At 71.1% G+C, this 18,771-nt stretch carries 14 protein-coding genes; 5 read left to right on the plus strand and 9 right to left on the minus strand.

What is annotated here, in order from left to right; all coding sequences use genetic code 11:
* The first annotated feature begins 106 nt into the window (after window positions 1-106).
* Entirely contained in the window at window positions 107-604 is a 498-nt protein-coding gene (locus tag WME75_RS38915) for a hypothetical protein (protein WP_437481660.1), read from the plus strand.
* Between the two features lie 115 nt (window positions 605-719).
* Here the strand turns inward: WME75_RS38915 and WME75_RS38920 are convergent, their stop codons facing one another.
* The 4 genes from WME75_RS38920 to ppdK form a co-directional block, all read right to left on the minus strand.
* The gene (locus WME75_RS38920) at window positions 720-1,433 is read right to left on the minus strand and encodes a hypothetical protein (RefSeq protein ID WP_437481661.1); all 714 of its coding nucleotides are present in this window, start codon (window positions 1,431-1,433) and stop codon (window positions 720-722) included.
* Window positions 1,434-1,610: 177 nt separating this feature from the next.
* Entirely contained in the window at window positions 1,611-2,360 is a 750-nt protein-coding gene (locus tag WME75_RS38925; RefSeq protein WP_437481662.1) for a PspA/IM30 family protein, read from the minus strand.
* 112 nt (window positions 2,361-2,472) lie between these two features.
* The gene (locus tag WME75_RS38930) at window positions 2,473-4,011 is read right to left on the minus strand and encodes a hypothetical protein (RefSeq protein WP_437481663.1); all 1,539 of its coding nucleotides are present in this window, start codon (window positions 4,009-4,011) and stop codon (window positions 2,473-2,475) included.
* Window positions 4,012-4,208: 197 nt separating this feature from the next.
* A complete protein-coding gene (gene ppdK / locus WME75_RS38935) occupies window positions 4,209-6,974 on the minus strand; it encodes a pyruvate, phosphate dikinase (RefSeq protein ID WP_437481664.1) in 2,766 nt (921 codons plus the stop codon).
* A gap of 157 nt (window positions 6,975-7,131) precedes the next feature.
* Between ppdK and WME75_RS38940 the strand changes: the two genes are divergently transcribed.
* From WME75_RS38940 to WME75_RS38950, 3 genes are all read left to right on the plus strand, one after another.
* Entirely contained in the window at window positions 7,132-8,052 is a 921-nt protein-coding gene (locus WME75_RS38940) for an FKBP-type peptidyl-prolyl cis-trans isomerase (protein ID WP_437481665.1), read from the plus strand.
* A 66-nt stretch (window positions 8,053-8,118) separates the two neighbouring features.
* Complete coding sequence (locus WME75_RS38945) at window positions 8,119-9,348, plus strand: AAA family ATPase (protein ID WP_437481666.1); 1,230 nt, start codon at window positions 8,119-8,121, stop codon at window positions 9,346-9,348.
* Window positions 9,349-9,527: 179 nt separating this feature from the next.
* Window positions 9,528-10,178, plus strand: a complete 651-nt coding sequence (locus tag WME75_RS38950) for a PE-PGRS family protein (protein WP_437481667.1) — start codon at window positions 9,528-9,530, stop codon at window positions 10,176-10,178.
* A 15-nt stretch (window positions 10,179-10,193) separates the two neighbouring features.
* On the opposite strand, the gene WME75_RS38955 is transcribed toward WME75_RS38950, so the two are convergent.
* The 5 genes from WME75_RS38955 to WME75_RS38975 all read right to left on the minus strand — a co-directional run bounded on the left by WME75_RS38955 (window position 10,194) and on the right by WME75_RS38975 (window position 17,551).
* The gene (locus WME75_RS38955; protein ID WP_437481668.1) at window positions 10,194-10,844 is read right to left on the minus strand and encodes a hypothetical protein; all 651 of its coding nucleotides are present in this window, start codon (window positions 10,842-10,844) and stop codon (window positions 10,194-10,196) included.
* A gap of 120 nt (window positions 10,845-10,964) precedes the next feature.
* On the minus strand, window positions 10,965-12,683 hold the full coding sequence (locus WME75_RS38960) for an ABC transporter substrate-binding protein (protein WP_437481669.1): 1,719 nt from the start codon (window positions 12,681-12,683) through the stop codon (window positions 10,965-10,967).
* A 287-nt stretch (window positions 12,684-12,970) separates the two neighbouring features.
* Window positions 12,971-14,806 (minus strand): acyl-CoA mutase large subunit family protein, encoded by a 1,836-nt coding sequence (locus tag WME75_RS38965; protein ID WP_437481670.1) that lies wholly within the window; start codon window positions 14,804-14,806, stop codon window positions 12,971-12,973.
* Window positions 14,807-14,884: 78 nt separating this feature from the next.
* Window positions 14,885-15,391, minus strand: a complete 507-nt coding sequence (locus WME75_RS38970) for a hypothetical protein (protein WP_437481671.1) — start codon at window positions 15,389-15,391, stop codon at window positions 14,885-14,887.
* 90 nt (window positions 15,392-15,481) lie between these two features.
* The gene (locus WME75_RS38975) at window positions 15,482-17,551 is read right to left on the minus strand and encodes an OmpA family protein (RefSeq protein ID WP_437481672.1); all 2,070 of its coding nucleotides are present in this window, start codon (window positions 17,549-17,551) and stop codon (window positions 15,482-15,484) included.
* A gap of 406 nt (window positions 17,552-17,957) precedes the next feature.
* On the opposite strand from WME75_RS38975, the gene WME75_RS38980 reads away from it, so the two are divergent.
* Window positions 17,958-18,755: a DUF4215 domain-containing protein gene (locus WME75_RS38980; RefSeq protein ID WP_437481673.1), complete on the plus strand. Its 798-nt coding sequence runs from the start codon at window positions 17,958-17,960 to the stop codon at window positions 18,753-18,755.
* The last annotated feature ends 16 nt before the right edge of the window (window positions 18,756-18,771 follow it).

An 18,771-nucleotide genomic window follows, 5' to 3' on the forward strand; every position in this document is an offset into this window, starting at 1 on the left:
GAAGGGACAGAGGCCATGAGCTCGCGACGACCCGTCTCGAGCCACATCGCCCTCGTCATCGCCTTCGCGACTCACAAAACGCAGTCAACATGAACGGAGACAGCACATGACACACGACATCAAGAACGACGGCGGCATGCTCCTCGAAGGCCAGGACGGCATCACCGTCGCCCGGTCGAGCGGGAAGGGGCGAGGCATGCAGCTTCTCATGAGAGCGGGCGGAGCTCTCGCCCTCTCCGCTTCCATGGCGCTCACGGGCTGCATCGCGCAGGAGGGCGATGAGGCCCTGGGAGAGATCGCGCAGGAGGGCGATGAGCCCGTGGGAGAGGCGGAGCAGGAGTTCAGCATCGCTGTCGTGCCGGTGACCTGCAACAGCGGTTGGCCCGGTACGCGGGGCTGCTACAAGCAGCTCGGCGATGGGAGAAAGATCATCCCCGGCACGGTCTCCGTCCAGATCGATGGCCACAATGGCTCTATCGGGCACAGCGCGTCGCTGATCAACAACAACCGAGCGATCAAGTTCACGGCGAGCATCCACGAGGGTGACGCGTTCAATCCGGGGAGCAACACGACGAAGTTCCTCGTCCTGTGGGCGTACGAGTAGCATCGTTCGTAGCTCTCGCGGCTCTCGACGGTCGCGGTGAGCACGGGGAGACCTCGTCGCTCACCGCTCCCGCCTCCCGTTCCGCTCCCGCCTCCCGCTCCTCAAAGGACGAGCTCTACTCGATGGAGAGGGTGACGGTATCGTCCGTCAGGTACGTCACGGTGAGGCTGCCGGAGAAGATCTCCTCGAAGGTGAAGTTGAGGAGGACGAGCGAGTAGCTTGTCTCGGATATCAACGCCGCGGCGGTCGAGAAGCTGTGCTCCAGCCCCTCGAGATGGATGTCGCCCTCGAACTCGCGCGACGCGATCCAGAAGGGCTCCCCGTCCGCCATCACGGGCACCAGGGCGCACTCGTCGTTCGTGGGCTCGCCGTCGCTGAAGTCGGTTTCCCCCACGCCCCAGGCCCCGGCGACGAACGTCGCGCAGCCCGCCGTGGCGTATTCGTCCGCTGCAATCGCGAGCTCCACCGAGGCGAGGCCGCCGCCGCCCGCGCCGCCGCCGCCGCCCTCGGCATGGCCGCCCGCGCCGCCCCCGCCCTCGGCATGGCCGCCTGCGCCGCCGCCGCCCTCGGCATGGCCGCCCGCGCCGCCGCCGCCTTCGGCATGGCCGCCCGCGCCGCCGCCGCCTTCGGCATGGCCGCCCGCGCCGCCGCCGCCCTCGGCATGGCCGCCGCCGCCCTCGGCATGGCCGCCCGCGCCGCCGCCGCCCTCGGCGGCATCGCCGCCGCCGCCCTCGGCATGGCCGCCCGCGCCGCCGCTGCCCGGGTTGGGCTCATCTTCCCCGCAGGCAACCAGCAAGCATCCAGCAAAGACAATCGATGTCCACTTCATTCGCACCTCAGCTCTCTGCGATGCGTGGGAGCGTAACATGAGCCCCAGGCACGCAGAACGAAGCGACCCGGACGGCCCCCGACGCGCCCCTCGGCGCTGTCGCCCGCGCCCGCGCGCCTCGGCGTGAGCAGGCAGCCCCCGCCGGTCCGTGGTGCGGCCGCTCTCCCCCTCAGCCCCTCAGGACCCGATCCGGATCTTCTTCTTCAGCGCGGCGAGCTCATCATCGACCGCCGCGCCGCCGGGCCTGTCCGCGCCGCCGGCGCTGCCCGCGCTGCCGCGGCCGTGCTCGAGATGGGCGAACTTCGCCTCCAGCTCGGCCGCCGACAGCCCGCCGCCGGAGATCGCCTCCTCCACCTCGCGCGACGCCGCGACCTGCGCCACCTGCCCCTCGACCTGCTCCTCCATGCGCCGGAACTCGGAGAAGGCGCTCTGTCCGCTCCGCGACCCGAGCCCCTCGGCGCCGCCGCCGGCGCGGCTCTGCTGGATCTGCGCCGCGAGCGTGCCCTTCCGCGCCTGGAACTCCTCCTGCTTCGCCTCCATGCGCTCGAGCTCGGCCTTCATCGAGATGACCGCGGACCGCTGCTCCGCGCGCATCGCCTCGGCCCGGTCGCGCTCGCCCACGACCCGCTTCTTCTGGACGAGCGCCTCGCGCGCGAGCTTCTCGTCGTTCGCCTTCAGCGCGAGCTCGGCGCGCTTCTCCCACTTCTCCGCCTCGGCGTCGAGCTCATCGACCTTCTTGCGCAGCACCTTCTCGGCCGCTACCGCGTCGACCAGCTCCTTCCGCGCCGCGCGGACCTGGTCCTTCATCTCCTCGACGATGAGATCCAGCGACTTTTTCGGATCTTCCGCCTTGTCGAGGAGCGCGTTGACGTTGCTCGAGATGACCTTTCCCATGCGGTCGAAGATGCCCATGCCGGTAGCGTGCACCGCCCCGCCTTCCCTGTAAAGCGCCCGCGCGCCGCGCTGCCGGCGCCCCCGCGCCGGCCCGCAGGCCGCCCCCTCCGCGCGCGCCCGCCGCCCCGCGCCAGGGGCCCCGCGCTCAGGGCGGGGGCGGGTACCCCGGACCGACGCTCGACTCCACGAACGACCGCGTCGTCAGCAGCGGGAGCTTCACCGCCTCGTCCTCGTACAGCGGCCTCACCACGCAGGTGTCCTCCCCGCACTCGCCCCCATCGACGAACGCCACGTCGGCGACGAGCCAGTACCGCGCGCTCCCGTCGCTCGACGAGAACGTGACCGGCGCCTCCGGATCGTAGAACCCCGTCGGGCCGAGATCTGCCCCGAGGGCGCCGTGGCAGAAGATCTTGACCCGCGGGTGAACCGCGTAATCCCGGCCGTGGCTCGAGTAATAATGGACGCCGATCCGCGTCCACTGGCCGAGCGGCGGGAAATCGACGTTGATGTTCTCGGGCGCGCAGAAATCGCCGCTGTTCGGGTCCGTGACGCCGGGATCGCACGTGATGTTGTCGATGTCGAGCCGCGGGTTGTGGCACCCCCGGCCGAGGGCGCGCCACGCCTGCCCGGCGCCGCGAGGGGCGGAATAGCAGGTGTTCCTGGCCTCCACCGGGTCCAGAAACCAGCTCACCGGCTCCGGCGGCGACGCCGTGTCGCTGAACCAGCGGATCTCCGGATCCGACTCCAGCATCTCCACCGTGCAGTTGTTGTAGCCGCAATCGCTCGGCGAGCCGCCGACCCGCCACGGCTGCGTATCGTTCGGCTGGTGCAGGTGCAGATCGAGATCCACCCCGTCGCCGCCGAGGTCGTGCTCCCACTCGAGCTCGACCCGCAGGCCGGGCGCGCCGACGTAAAGGGCATACTCGCAGGAGCTGGTCGTGCCGTCCGCGAGGCGCTTCGAGTAAACGACCTTGTACTCCCCCGACTGGAGCGGCTTGTAGTCGTCCGCCGGGTCCGCTCCAGACACCGCGGGACACGGCTCGATGCCCGCCGGGCAAACGACGGTCCACGTCTCCGAGCCGGGCTCCGCGTCCGCGCTGAACGTGCCTGTCCCCTCCTTCAGGTCCACGTCGGCGAACGGCGGCGCCTGCAGCGCGTGGCAGCCCGCGGGGCTCTCGTTGAAGCAGGCCTCGGTCGCGTGGCGGCCGCCGAGGCACGGCCCCCACACGCCGACCTCGGTGCACAGCTCGGTCCCCGAGAAGCACCCCTCCACGGCGCGGTACGACGGATCGCCCATGAAGCACGCGTGCGCTTGCCCCGCGACGCAGGAGCACGTCTCGTCGACCTGACCGTCGCAGTCATCGTCGAGGCCGAGGTGGTTGAGATCGCAGAGCTCCTCCGGCCCGCACTCGGTCCCGCACGGGTTCACGGCTCCATCGACGACCCCGGCGTCCTCGCCGGCGTAGATCGCCCCGCCGAAGCCGGGCTCCGGAGGAGCGCCCCCGCTGTCGCCGGCGGCGGCGCCGCCGTCGCCTCCTTCTCCTCCGCCGCCGCCGGCGGCCGCGACGAACGCGCCGGGATCGTGGCGCGAACCCGAAGCATGGCAGCCGACCGCGACGAACGCACCCGAGGCCACGGCCCCCAGAACAGCGAGGAGCGCAGAGGAGACGCCGAGATGACGCATGAGACCTCCAGTCGCCAGCGCGCGGCGGAGCAGCTTGAGCGGGCAGGTGCGCCAAGCCGGACACCGGCGATGAACAGCGAGGAGCGTGTATTAGCAGAACCGGCGCGACACCAAAGTACGCTCGCGAACGCGCAAAGCACGCTCGTGAGAACGGATGTCGCGCCGCTCAGCGGGCGTATGTCCTGGAGAGGTGATGGTCAGTCCGTCGCGCGCGGACCCCTCGACGACCCGGCCGCGAGCGCCGCCTGCGCGGCCGCGAGGCGGGCGACCGGGACGCGGAACGGCGAGCAGGACACGTAATCGAGCCCGGCCCGCTCGAAGAACGCAATCGAGCTCGGGTCGCCGCCGTGCTCGCCGCAGATACCGAGCGTCAGCCCGGGCCGCGCCGCGCGCCCCCGATCCCGACCCATCTCCACGAGCGCCCCGACGCCGGCCACGTCCAGCGACTGGAACGGATCCTTCGTGAAGATGCCGGCCTCGACGTACGCCCCGAGGAACCGGCCCGCGTCGTCGCGCGAGATCCCGAGCGCCGTCTGCGTGAGATCGTTCGTGCCGAAGCTGAAGAACTCCGCCTCCTCGGCCAGCTCGCCGGCCACGATCGCGGCGCGCGGGAGCTCGATCATCGTCCCGAACCGGACATCGACCCTCCGGCCCTTCTCGGCGAACACCTTCTCCGCGACCCCCTCGACGAGCGCGCGCGTGATGGCGAGCTCGCGCCGGGTCATGCTGAGCGGGATCATGATCTCGGGCTCGACCTCGATGCCCGCCGCCGCGACCTCGCACGCCGCCTCGAGGATGGCGCGCGCCTGCATCTCGTAGATCTCGGGCGACGTGATCGCCAGCCGGCAGCCGCGGTGGCCGAGCATCGGGTTGTACTCGGCCAGCTCCTCGTTCTTGCGCTGGAGCTCCTTCACCGGGACGCCCATCGCCCTCGAGAGCTGCTGGAGCTGCGCCTCGTCCTGCGGCAAGAACTCGTGCAGGGGCGGATCGAGCAGGCGAATCGTCACGGGCAGACCGGCCATCTCGCGGAAAACACCCACGAAATCGCTGCGCTGAAACGGGAGCAGCTTCGCGAGGGCGCGCCGCCGCCCCGCCTCGCCGTCGGCGAGGATCATCTCGCGCACCGCCTGGATGCGCTCCTCGTCGAAGAACATGTGCTCGGTGCGGCAGAGCCCGATGCCCTCCGCGCCGAAGTTGCGCGCCGTCCTCGCGTCGTGGGGCGTGTCGGCGTTCGACCGCACGCGCAGGCGCCGGACCGCGTCGGCCCAGACCATGAGCTCCTCGAACTCGCCGCTCAGCGCCGCCGGGACGGTCGGCACCGCCCCGAGGTAGACCGTGCCAGTGCCGCCGTCGAGCGTGATCACGTCCCCGGCCTTCACCGTGATCGTGTCGGTCGGGTGCCCGTGATCGTCGTAGATCGTCACCGCCATCTGGCCCTGGCTCACGCTGATGGCCGAGCAGCCGGCCACGCAGCTCTTGCCCATCCCCCGCGCCACGACGGCCGCGTGGCTCGTCATGCCGCCGCGGGCCGTCAGGATGCCGCGCGCCGCCTTCATGCCGTGGATGTCCTCCGGCGACGTCTCGGACCGCACGAGGATCACCGCCTTGCCCTGGCCGGCGCGCCGCTCCGCCTCGTCCGCGCTGAACACCACCTGCCCTGTCGCCGCCCCCGGGCTCGCCGGCAGGCCGCGCGCCAGCAGCCTCTTCGGCGCGCTCCCGTCGATGCTCGGATGGAGCAGCTGATCGATCGAGCCCGGGTCCACCCGCAAGATCGCCTCGCGCTCGCTGATCAGGCCCTCCTTGGCCATCTCGACCGCGATGCGCACGGCCGCCCGGCCCGTGCGCTTTCCGGTGCGGCACTGGAGCAGAAAGAGCTTCTTCTGCTGGATCGTGAACTCCAGGTCCTGCATGTCGCGGAAGTGCTGCTCCAGCTTGCCCTGCACCTCGACGAGCTCCGCATACGCCTCGGGCATCTTCGCCTCGAGCGAGCAATCGTCCTCTTCGTTTGCGCCGCCCGATCCGGACCTCGACAGCGGGTGCGGCGTGCGCACCCCCGCCACGACGTCCTCGCCCTGCGCGTTGGGGAGCCACTCGCCGTAGAAGCGCCGCTCCCCGGTCGACGGATCGCGCGTGAACGCGACGCCCGTGCCGGAGTCATCGCCCAGGTTGCCAAACACCATGGCCTGGACGTTGCACGCCGTCCCCCAGGCTTCCGGGATATCGTGCATCTTGCGGTACACCTCGGCCCGGTGGTTCTTCCAGCTATCGAATACGGCGCGGATCGCGCCCCAGAGCTGCGCGTACGGATCGTCGGGGAATGGCCGCCCCGTCGCCCCGAGGACAATGTCCTTCTGCCGCTGGATGAGCGCCGCGAGCGACTCCGGATCGAGCAGCGAGTCGGGCACCTTGCGCTCGAGCTCGGCGGCGTTCAGGCGCGTCGCGTCGACGCCGAGCCGCGCGGCGGCCTGCTTGCGCGCGCGGCCGAGCGCCTCCTCGAAGCGGTCGCGGGGCACGCCGAGCACGATATCGGCATACGCCAGGATGAACCGCCGGTAGGCGTCCAGCGCGAATCGCTCGCTGCCCGTGCGCCGCGCGAGCCCGCGCGCGATCTCGTCGTTCAGGCCGAGGTTCAGGATGGTATCCATCATTCCCGGCATCGACGCGCGCGCGCCCGAGCGGACCGACACGAGCAGCGGCGCCTCGGCGCTCCCGAGCCTCGCGCCGAGCAGCGACTCCAGCCGGCCGATCGACGCCTTGATCTCGTCCTCGACGCCGGCGGGGAGCGCCCTGCCCGCGGCGTAATACGCGTTGCAGACTTCGGTGGTGACCGTGAAGCCGGGCGGCACCGGGATGCCGAGTCGGGTCATCTCCGCGAGCCCCGCCCCCTTGCCACCGAGCAGCTCCTTCTGCTGTGCGTCCCCGTCCGCCTGCCCCCCGCCGAAAAAGTAGATCGATTTCCGCATGGCGTGCGCACGCTAGACCGTCCGCGTAGTCGGGTCGAGATCCCTCGAACGCCGCTCACGGACGGCCGGCGGCGACGCTGAGTCCGCAACCGACGGAATCGGTGCGCACCTCACAAAAATACCGGCCCTCGACGGCGGACGAGCTATGAAGCGGCGCATGAAGCGCGGAACCCTCGTCCTTGTTGCGATGCTTGCCGTCCCCCTCGCCGCCTGCGATCAGAAGCCGGCCCCACAGGCGATCGCCGACGCCCCGGCGTCGGCCGTACCTGCCGCGCCGCCGACGCCCACCGCCGAGCAGCAGGCGCCCCCTGAGCCCGCCGGCCTGCCCGCGCCGCCGGACGTCGCCGCGCCGCCCGCGGACGCGCAGAAGACGGCCTCGGGCCTCGCGTTCAAGGTGCTGACGCCGGGCACGGACAAGGCGCATCCCGGCCCCGACGACAAGGTGAAGGTCCACTACACGGGGTGGACCACGGACGGGAAGATGTTCGACAGCTCCGTCCTGCGCGGCGAGCCGGCGAGCTTCGGGGTGGGCGGCGTGATCAAAGGGTGGACGGAGGCGCTCCAGCTCATGAGCAAGGGGGAGAAGCGCCGCCTCTGGATCCCGGGGAGCCTCGCCTACGGCGACCGGCCCACGCGCCCGGGCGCCCCGTCCGGAATGCTCGTGTTCGACGTCGAGCTGCTCGATTTCTCGCCCGCGCCGCAGCCTCCGCCCGTGCCGAAGGACGTGAAGGCGGCGCCGAAGACCGCGAAGAAGACCGCCTCCGGGCTCGCCTACCAGGTCCAGCAGAAGGGCACGGGCACCGAGCACCCCAAGCCGACGAGCCGCGTCACCGTGCACTACACGGGCTGGACGACCGACGGGAAGATGTTCGACAGCTCCATCGTCCGCGAGGAGCCGGTCACCTTCCCGCTGGGCGGCGTGATCAAGGGGTGGACCGAGGGCGTACAGTTGATGGTGAAAGGCGAGAAGACGCGCTTCTGGATCCCTGCCGAGCTCGCGTACGGCGAGAAGCCGGCGCGCCCCGGCGCGCCCTCCGGCATGCTCGTGTTCGACATCGAGCTCATCGACTTTCGTTGATCGGTCGGCCGGCGCTTTACATCCGGCCGACTGCCTGGCTACATGGAGAGCTGCGGGCGGCCAGGCATGCTGACATCCATTCGACTCAAGAACTTCAAGAGTTTCGCCGATCAAACGGTGGAGCTGTCCCCCTTCACGCTGCTGCTCGGGGCCAACGGCTCGGGCAAGAGCAACTTCCTCGACGCCCTGCGCTTCTTGCAGGGCGTAGGGCTGGATCTCCCCTTGTGCGACATCTTCCGCGGCCGCGTCGACGGCAGGCGCGAGATCTGGCCGGGCCTGCGCGGCGGCACGCAGGGGGCCACGTACAGGGGCGCCAAATCGTTCACCATCGAGAGCCGATGGACGATAGGGAAGGAGGAGCTCACACACAAGCTCACGTGTCAGGTCGAGCCTGACGTGATCGTCGAGCACGAGTCGCTCGAGGCGAAGTCGGCGGGGGGCCTGCTCTTCGACACGCCCGCGTCGGCGCTGAGGGGCCTCGAGGGGTTCTCCACGGGCGGCGCGATGAAGGCGGCGTCGAAGAAGGGCCGCTCGATGAGGCTCGCCTCGATGGATCGCAACCCCGGGCGGCGCAGCCTGCTCGGCCAGGTCGAGCACCACCGCGGGCGCGGCGACGACGTGAGCCTCTCGGACGCCATCGCGCTCTGCAACGCGCTCCAGGTCGCGATGCGGAGCACGCTGTCGCTCGACATCGATCCTTCGCGGATGCGGGGCTACGTGCCGCACGAGATCGAGAACCTCGGCGCCGGGGGGCAGAACCTCTCCGCCGTGCTCCGCTGGCTCTGCCAGGAGGCCGATCACAAGGCCGACGTGCTCGGCTGGGTGAGCTCGATCTTCGCGCCCGAGATCGGCGATATCGAATTTGCGGAGACGGGCCTCGGCGACGTGATGATGGTGCTCGTCGAGAAGGACGGCACCCGCGTCCCGGCGCCGAGCCTCCCGGACGGCGCGCTGCGCGCGCTCGGCAAGATCGCCGGCGTGCTCACCGCGCCGGAGGGCTCGCTCCTCCTCGTGGAGGACCCCGACGCCGGCATGCACCCCGATCGCGCCGGCCTGCTCGCGCAGCTCCTGGAGGGGGCGGCGCGGCCCTCCGTCTGCCAGATCGTGGCGACGACGCACTCGCCCGCGCTGCTCAGGGGCGTGTCGAAGCAGGGCCTCGGCCGCGCGATCGCGTTCGACCGCGACCCCGAGACGTGCGCCACGACCGCGCACCGGCTCGCCGACCTCCCGCGTTTCGAGGACATGGCAGAGCGCGATCCGGGAGAGCTGCTCTCCTCGAAGGCGCTCGCGGGATAGCGCGCGACGAACAGCGCGGTACAGCGCTGCCATTGCATTGCAGTGCCGCCATTTCGCGAGGCGTGAACATCTGCCTTTCTCGCGAAATGCGTTGTGAACACCCACAGGGCCCTCTAGGCTACTGGCCAGTCCATGGCGCGGCGAGCGCCGCGCACGTCCAGTGACTGATGAGGTCTTCCATGCTTTTCCACAAAACTACACTTCAACTGGCCCTCTGCCTGACCGTCGGGCTATCGGCGGCTGCCTGCTCCGATGACGGCGGCGAGGGCGGCGGCACCACGAGCACGGCAAGCAGCAGCGCCTCCACGGGCGAGGGCGGCGGCGCGACAAGCTCGTCCAGCAGCGCCTCCACGGGCGAGGGCGGCTCCACCGGCGAGGGCGGCTCCACGGGCGAAGGCGGCTCCACCGGCGAGGGCGGCTCCACCGGCGAGGGCGGCTCCACCGGCGAGGGCGGCTCCACCGGCGAGGGCGGCTCCGCTCCCGGCGATCCGGCGTGCGGCGCGGACACCGCGACCTTCGCCGACGTGCAGGCGATCCTGACCACGACCTGCGCGGGGTGCCACGGCAACGCCGGCCCGCCGGCCGGCGGCCTCGATCTCCGCGGGAACGGGTCCCATGGCAGGCTCGTCGACGGCGACAGCTCGACCTGCGCCGACCGGGTGCTCGTCGTGCCGGGCAAGCCGAGCGAGAGCTACATCATCAACAAGCTGCGCAACGTCGACCTCTGCGCGGACGGCAAGCGCATGCCCCCGCCCCCGGACCCGAGCCTGCCGGAGGCGAGCATCAAGAAGATCAACGACTGGATCTGCGCCGGCGCTCCCGGCACCTGAGCTCCGCCGCCGGGCTCAGTACACCTTGCAGCGCGCGCCGCCGGCGGCGCGCGCGTAAGGGAGCTTCGCGCTCCGCCCCTTCACGTAGACCGCCCCGCCCGAAGCGGGCCTCGGGATCACGGCGCCGGTCGCGAGCGGCCGCCCGGGCGGCAGCTCCTCGACCTCGATGATGATGTCGTTCCCCTCCTGATCGACCGCCGAGATCGAGGGCCGCCGGCTCTCCTCGTCGGCGGGGCCGCCCGGACAGGGCACCCCGCGCGCGCTCAGCGCGACGGCGAGCGTGTTGTCGGCCGCGGTCTCCGGGGCGCCGGCCGCCCACTGGAACCTGGCATCGCGCGCCCCCCCCACCTCCACGGCCAGGCAGCTGCACCGCTCGGTCCGCGACGCGGCGGGCGCGAGCGCGAGGTCGTGCCGCACGCCGACCCACGACGAGGGACCCCGCTCCTGCGGCGTGGAGGGGACGCCGTCGAAATCGTCGGGCGCGCCGAGCGCCCGGCGCGACGCCTTCAGCTTCGCGGCTTCAGGGTCCGCCGGCCTGGCGGGGTCGATTGTATCGCCTTCCCAGAACGCCGCGGCGCCTGCGTGCTGGTTGCCGCCGCAGGCGGCGAGGACGGCTCCGGAGAGGAGCGCAGCAAACCGTGCGATCTGGACGGCCGAAGGGAGCATGCGGTGCGATCTTCGCACCGGCGCCGGCTGCGGCCAAGGTTTGTGCTGAGACGGAGGGGAAGAGCTAGGCCGGGAGACGCGCGCAGCGCGCCGGGTGTCCGGCGCGCTGCACAGGGAACGTCACTTCGGCTTGATCTCGGTCAGGACGAGGAGGTAATCCGGCGAGTTGTTCGGCGACAGCTTGGCGTACGGGTTCTCCTTGCTGGGCCACCCGACGAAGCGCTTCGTGCTGTACTCGCCCCAGGACGGGTTCTTGAACAGCGGGATCACCGGCACCTGCTGCGCGTAGATCATCTGCAGCTCGTCGACGATGCTCTTCTGCTCCGCCGGATCCGTCGCGGCCGCGAACTTCTTGAACAGCGGCTCCGCCTCCTTGGCGGCGAAGCGGTGCCAGTTGCGGTTCGAGACCTCGCCGACGGGCTTCACGAACTCCGGGCCCATGAGATCGCGGTAGTAGTTGAACGGCGTGGGCTCGGTGTTGGTCCAGCCCATCGACATGTCGAACGTGCCCTTCTGGAGCGCCTCGAAGAACGCGCTGAAGTCGTACGTCTTCAGCGTGGCCTCGATGCCGACGGCCTTCAGGCTCTGCGTGGTGATCTGGACCGCGCGCACCCAGTCGGACCAGCCGGTCACGACGTTGATGTCGAACTTCAGCGGCTTGCCGTCCTTCGCGCGGATCCCGTCCGAGCCCTTGGCGTAGCCGGCCTCGTCGAGGAGCGCGTTCGCCTTGGCCACGTCGAAGGTCGTCCAGTCGCCGGCCGCGGCGGCCTTCTCGTTGCGCCAGCGCCCGTAGGCGTCGTCGAGCCCGGTGCCGTCCGCGCCGACCGTGTAGCCGTTGACCGCGATCTTGGCGATCTGCGCCCGGTCGATGGCCATGCTGATGGCCTTGCGCAGCTTGATGTCGTTGAACGGCTTCTTCGTGGCGTTCGGGTAGAGCGTCACGGTGCCGCCGACGAGCGGGAACCAGTAGTGGTTGTTCTCCGGGTCCTTGGCGACGTAGGTCTTGTCGATGTCGGGCACGAAGTTGCCGGCCCAGTCGACCTCGCCGTTGATGAGCGCCAGGTTCGCCTGGTCGTTGCCCGGGTACGCCGGGAAGCGCAGCCCCTCGACCGCCGGCTTGCCCTTCTGCCAGTAGTTCGGGTTCTTGCCGAGCTCGTAGATCTGGTTCTGGAACGTCTTCACCTCGGTGAAGGGGCCCGTCGCGACGGGGTTCTCGTTCGTGAACGTGACCGGGTCGGCGACGTCCTTCCACTTGTGCTCCGGCACGATCGGCTGGTGGCCGATGTAGTGGAGCCCGGGGACGAAGGCCTCCTTGAAGATGAACTCGATGGTGGCGTCCTTGGCCTCCACCGACTCGACGAACTTCCACACGCCCGTCTGATCGAGCGCCGGGAACTTCTTGAGGAGCCCGAACGTGAAGGCGACGTCCTTCGCCGAGAAGGGTTGTCCGTCAGACCACTTGACGTCGCTGCGGGCCGTGAAGGTGAGCTTCTTGTTCGCGTCGCTCCACTCGTACTTCGTGGCGAGCCAGGGCACGAACTCGCCCTTCATCGTGTTGTACACGATCATGGGCTCGTAGATGCCCGCGACGGTGGGGAAGCGCGTGGCCCCCTCGCCGAGCAGGGGGTTGAAGTTGCGTACCCAGGACGCCTGCTGCTCCCTGGAGATGGTGACGAACTTCGCCCCGCCCTTCGCCCCGCCCTGGGCCCCGGCACCCGGGGTGGCCGACGTCGCCCCCGCCGAGTCCTTGCCGGCGGTCTCGGAACCCTTGTTGTCGCAGGCCGCCGTGGCGCCGACGGATAGGACGAGCGCCGAAAGGGCAAAAATGCGGCGCGACATGGATCGACTCTTCATAAGCTTGCTCCCTCGCGGCGACCTCGGTCGCCCGCGACGATCCTCTCACTCGACCGACAGCACGCAGCGCCGCAGCGCAGCGACAACAGCAGACCGTTCGGCGGCGCCACGGATGAGCCGCGACTGCGGCACCCTGACGCCGGCGCACTCTACCGGCCGAGGTAGAGAAGTGTCAACCTGACGAGGAGCGGGGCTCCATGGGCCATCGTGAGGTCGGGACCTGATCGGATGCGCACGCCGGGGCGGGCGGGGCTCCGAGCGCTCTAGGGAGCTCAGAATTCCGCCGGGTCGCTGTACGTTCCCATGACGTCGCGCAGCACGTCGCAGATCTCCTGCTCGGTCGCGTACACGCTGGCCGCCGCGATGATGGGGGGCATGAGGTTATCGCGACCGCGCGCGCTGCTTCGCACCTCGGCCAGCGCGCTTCGCACCTGGTCCTTGTCGCGCTGGGCCTTGACCCGGTCCAGGTTCCGGCATTGCACCCGCTGCACCTCCTCGTCGATGCGGAGGAGGGGGATCGTCTTCTCGGCGGCGCCGGCATAGCGGTTGACGCCCACCATGATCCGCTCGTTCGACTCCAGCTCTCGCTGGAACCGGTAGGCCGAGGCGGCGATCTCGCGCTGCGGATATCCCTTCTCGATGGCGGGCACCATCCCGCCCATCTCGTCGATCCGCTGGATGTACGCGAGCGCCTCCTGCTCCAGGCGATCGGTGAGCCACTCGACGTAGTAGCTCCCCCCGAGCGGATCGATGGTGTTCGCGACCCCGCTCTCGTGGGCGATGATCTGCTGCGTCCGGAGGGCGATGGTCACGCTCTCCTCGGTCGGGAGCGCGTAGGTCTCGTCGAGCGAGTTCGTGTGGAGCGACTGGGTGCCGCCGAGCACGGCGGCGAGCGCCTGGAGCGAGACGCGGACCACGTTGTTGTAGGGCTGCTGGGCGGTCAGCGAGACGCCGGCCGTCTGCGCGTGCGTGCGCAGCTTCATGCTCTCGGCCCGCTTCGCCCCGTAGCGCTCCTTGAGGAACCGCGCCCACATGCGGCGCGCGGCGCGGAGCTTCGCGATCTCCTCGAAGAAGTCGTTGTGGACATCGAAGAAGAACGACAGGCGCGGCGCGAACGAGTCGACGTCGAGGCCGCGCTCGACGCAGCTCTCGACGTAGGCGAGCCCGTCCGCGAGCGTGAACGCGAGCTCCTGGGCGGCGGTCGAGCCGGCCTCCCGGATGTGGTATCCGCTGATCGACACCGAGTTCCACCGCGGCACCTCGCGCGCGCAGAACTCGATCATGTCGGTCACGATGCGCATCGCCGGGCGCGGCGGGACGAGCCAGGCGTGCTGGGCGATGAACTCCTTCAGGCAATCGTTCTGCACGGTGCCGCCGATCCGCTTGCGCGGGATCCCGCGCTTGTCGGCGAGCGCGATATAGAACGCGAGCAGCACGACGGCGGGGCCGTTGATGGTCATCGACGTCGTCACCTGGTCGAGCGGGATGCCGTCGAAGAGCGCCTCCATGTCGCGGAGCGTGTCGACCGCGACACCGCACATCCCCACCTCGCCGAGCGACCGAGGAGAGTCGGAGTCGTAGCCCATGAGCGTCGGGAAATCGAAGGCGGTCGACAGGCCCGTCTGCCCCTCGGCGAGCAGGTATTTGAACCGCGCGTTCGTCTGCTCCGGCGTGCCGAAGCCGGCGAACATCCGCATCGTCCAGAGCCTGCCGCGGTACATCGTCGGCTGGACGCCCCGCGTGAACGGGTACTCCCCGGGCAGCCCGAGGTCGGCCGCGTGGTCGACCGGCGCGTCGGCCGGCGTCGCGAGGTCGGGCACGTCGACGCCGCTCCAGGTGGTGAAGCTCTCGGTGCGCGGCGGGAAGCGCGCCGACGCCTCGGCGACCGGGCCCTCGCGCCACGCGGCCACCGCGCGCCGGAGCGCCGCGAGCCCGTCCTCGTCGAGCCCGAGCCCCTCGCCGCCTCCGCCGTTCGTGGTCCGGGGCGCGTCGGCGCGGCGCTCGTCGGCGCGGCGCTCGTCGGCGCGGCGCTCGTCCGCGTGGCCCGACGACCCGAGCGCGCGATCCGCTTCGGTCTCCGGAGGGGGGGTGGGCTCTCGGTGCGCCATGGCCCGCATTTTAGCGCGGCGCGCGCGGGATGGCGCCGGTGAACGCCGAGATCGCCGGCGCAGGCGGCGCGCGGCGCGTCACGGGCAGCGCGCGTGGAACACCTCGGAGACGACCGGCGTCGCCCCGTCCTCCAGCGAGTCCTCGATCGCGCCCGTGATCCGGATCCCCTCCGCGGCGCAGAGCGCCGCCGCGGCGCCGCCCGGGAGCGTCGCGCCCCCGGCGCTCGTATCCACGGTGAACGCCACGGTGACGTCGCTGTCCGGAGCGACCTCGACCGGCAGCGCCGTCGCGGTCTCGACGGGGAGCGGCGCCACGATCGCCGTCGTTTGATCGGCGCTCACGATCTCGAACGTGCGCACCGCGACGCGGCTGGGCCCGCTGGCCCGCGGGCCCAGGTGGAGCTTCAGCGCGAAGCTCGCCTGAAGGCCGGTCCCGAGCGCGCTCGACGAGACGGTCGCCTCGGGCGCGGCGATGGACGGATCGACGAACACGGCGGCGTCGGTGTCGATGCAGCCGCTCGCCGGGGCGGCGAGCGCCGCCGCCGCGAGCGTCGCGGCGGCGGAGAGCGTGGCGCGGGCGTTCATGGGGTCACTCTCCCCCGGGCCGACCTGTCCTGTCCAGATCGGCCGCGTGCCGCGCGGCTGGCGCCCCCGCCGCGCGCGGCCGCGCTCCGCTCAGGGCGGCGGCGGGACGACGCCCTTGGCCCGGGCCGTGTCGCAGCCGAGCTCCACGTTGGTCGGCCCCTTGTCGGTCCGCACGACCTTGAACTCGACGCGCCGGTTCTTCTCCCAGGCCGGCGCGTTGTGGGCCGGATCGAGCGGGCAGTACTCGCCGTAGCCCATCGAGCGCACCGCGTTCTTGTTGACGCCGCGCTGCACGAGCGCCGCGGCGACCGCGTCCGCGCGGGCCTGGGTCAGCTTGAGGTTGTACGCGTCGGCCGAGCGCTCGTCGGCGTGCCCCTGCACCTCGATGAGCGAGAACTCCGGGTGGTGCTTGAGCGTCTCGGCGACCGCCTGCACGATGCCGAACGACTCCGGGAGGATCTCGGCGCTGCCGGTCGCGAACTGGATCTTCTCGAGGATGACGATGTTGTTCTCCTCGATCACGACGCTGCCCTTGTCCGGGCAGCCGTCCTCGTCCTCGAGGCCGTTGAACGTCTCGGGCTCGTTCGGGCACTTGTCGGCCACGTCCGGGATGCCGTCCCTGTCGTTGTCGGGGTCGGGGCAGCCGTCCTCGTCCTCGAAGTCGTCCTTGTCCTCCGGATCGTTCGGGCACTGGTCGGACTTGTCCGGGATGCCGTCCTTGTCGTTGTCGGGGTCGGGGCAGCCGTCCTTGTCCTGGAAGCCGTCGCGGTCCTCCGGCTCATCCGGGCACTTGTCGCGCGAGTCGAGGATGCCGTCGCCGTCGCGATCGCCGTCGCTCCCCTCCGGGCAGCCGTCGTCGTCCTCGTCGCCGTCGCGATCCTCCGGGTTGTTCGGGCAGCGGTCGTCGACGTCGAGGATGCCGTCCTCGTCGTTGTCCGGATCCGGGCAACCGTACTTCCCCGGGGGCGAGTCGGCCTTTGTGTCCTGGAAGCCGTCGTAGTCCTCCGGCTCGTCGGGGCAGTCGTCCTGATCGTCCTTGATGCCGTCGCCGTCGCGGTCGCCGATGGACGGCTCGAAGACGAACCCGATTGTCGCGCGCTGCTCCGCCGCCTGGAAGCCGGGCGTGTACCCGACCCCGGCGCCGAGCATGAGGAAGCTGTTCCGCTCGATGAAGAGCTTGATGCCCCCGACCGCCTCGGCCGACAGCTTCTGCTTGCTGCTCTCGCCGCCGCCGACCTGCTGGGTCAGGTAGGTCTCGGCCACGAGGTCGAGCGGCGTGAGGACGCGGTAGCTCATCCCGAACCCGCCGGTGAGCAGGTCCGAGTACTCGAGGTCCCCGTGCTTCAGCTGGAAGGTCGTGCCGTCCGAGCGCAGGCCGAACGCGGGGTTCTCCCCCGTATGGCCGCGGTAGCCGACGTTCGCCGCGATCCGGAACGGGTTGGTGATGCCGAACCGCTTCTCCAGCACGAGCTGCGGCCAGAAGAAGAACCCCGGATCCGAGGCGAAGTCCTCTGTCCCGCCGACGCCGACGCCGATCTGACCGATCAGCGCGAGCCCGATCACGTCCTGATCGGGGCGGAGCAGGCGCACCTTCGCGTGGACCGCCAGGTTGCCGAGCGACTGGGCGTCGAGCGAGTCGTCGTCGTAGTTCTGGCCGGGGCCCGGGCCGATGTCGTCGATCGGGTCGGCCGCGTTGAGCACCACCGGGGCGGAGAGCCCGACGACAAGCAAGTTGCCGATACCGTAATTGAACTGGAACGTGCCCTGAAACGCGTGATTGAGCATCACCTTCGTTTCTGTGCCGTTGTCGGTGATCGGCAGGATGTTGTGCCCGTAATCGAGCACGAGCCCCAGGCTGATATCGTTGGCGCCGAGGACGTCCGCCCCGTTGACCGAGAAGAGCCCTTTGGAGTCGACCGCCGGCCGGAACAGGTGCAGGTCCATGCCGTCGCCGTTGGTGCCGCCCGCGCGCGTCTGGGCCGCGGCGTCGCCCGCGCCGGCGGCGGTCATCGCGGCGCCGAGGGCGAGCGAGAGCAGCGCGGCGCCCGGGCGGCGGTCCCGGTCGGGCCGACCGCGGGCGGGCAGCGCGCGCCGATCGTCGGGCGTGTCGGGGGCGCCCGGGCGCGGTTCGGCGGGGAGCAACGGAGAGCGAGGCGTCATGGCAGGGTCCTCGGGCTGGTGAGGTCGCGGTGGGGCAAGCGCACCTGGAGCTTGGCGCTCCGCGCCACGTACCACCGCGCGAATTCCGGTGTCAAACAGACGGCGATCCCGGGCATCGGCCGCTGGCGGGCGCGGGGCCCCTCCGGCGCGGGGGCGCCCCCGCCCTCGGCGCCCCGGCGACGGGCGCCGAGCGTCGCCCCCGTCGCCGGAGCGCCTGCGATTTGCCGGGGAACGCCCGCCCTCGCCCGCGCGAACCCTGCGCGGCGCGAGCCGAGCGCGTCAGTAGCGCTAGAATTGTCCTGGCGATCGCAGACGGGTATTCGGTGAGGGGTTGCGGCGACGGGTGCTCGGTGCGGAGTCGGGGGGAGGCCACCGTCGCTCGCGGACCTCGCTGCTGGAGGGACAGATGCTGCTAACGAGGTGGACTGGGTCGGTCGCGGCGCTCGCGGCCGTGGCGCTCCTTTCATGCGGGGAGGAAGCCCCGAACGACATCAGCGGTGGGGCCGGCGGGGCCGGGTCGGGCGCCGGCGGAGCCGGGTCGGGCGCCGGCGGGTCGGGCTCCGTGTCGAGCACGGCGACGGCGGGCACCGGCGGGACCGCGAGCGCAGGCGGTGGCGGCGGCGGTGGCGGTGGTGACGGCGGTGGCGGTGGCGGCGGTGGTGACGGCGGCGTGTGCGGCGACGGCGCGGTGGCCGGCGCCGAGGGCTGCGACGACGGCAACTCCGCGGCGGAGGACGGCTGCGACGAGGACTGCGCCCTCGAGCCCGGTTACACCTGCTCCGGCGCTCCGAGCATCTGTTCGACGATGTGCGGCGACGGCCTCCTGCGCGGCGCCGAGATCTGCGACGACGGCGACGTCACGAGCGAGGACGGCTGCAGCCCGGTCTGCGTGATCGAGGCGGGCTACGAATGTGCCGGCGAGCCGAGCGCTTGCGGCCCGGCCTGCGGCGACGGCCTGCTCATCGGCAACGAGGGGTGCGACGACGGCAACACGGCCGCGGCGGACGGCTGCAGCCCGGATTGCGAGGTCACGTACGGTTACCTCTGCAGCGGCGAGCCCAGCGCCTGCGTCTCCGTGTGCGGCGACTCCATCCAGACGGTGCGGGAGGAGTGCGACGACGGCAACCTCGCCGACGGCGACGGCTGCAGCAGCACCTGCGAGGTGGAGCGCTCGTGGACGGCCGCGTCAGCGCGCCGCCGCTGATCTACGCCGGCCGAGC

The sequence above is a fragment of the Sorangium sp. So ce1014 genome (assembly GCF_051521505.1).
GTDB lineage: Bacteria > Myxococcota_A > Polyangia > Polyangiales > Polyangiaceae > Sorangium.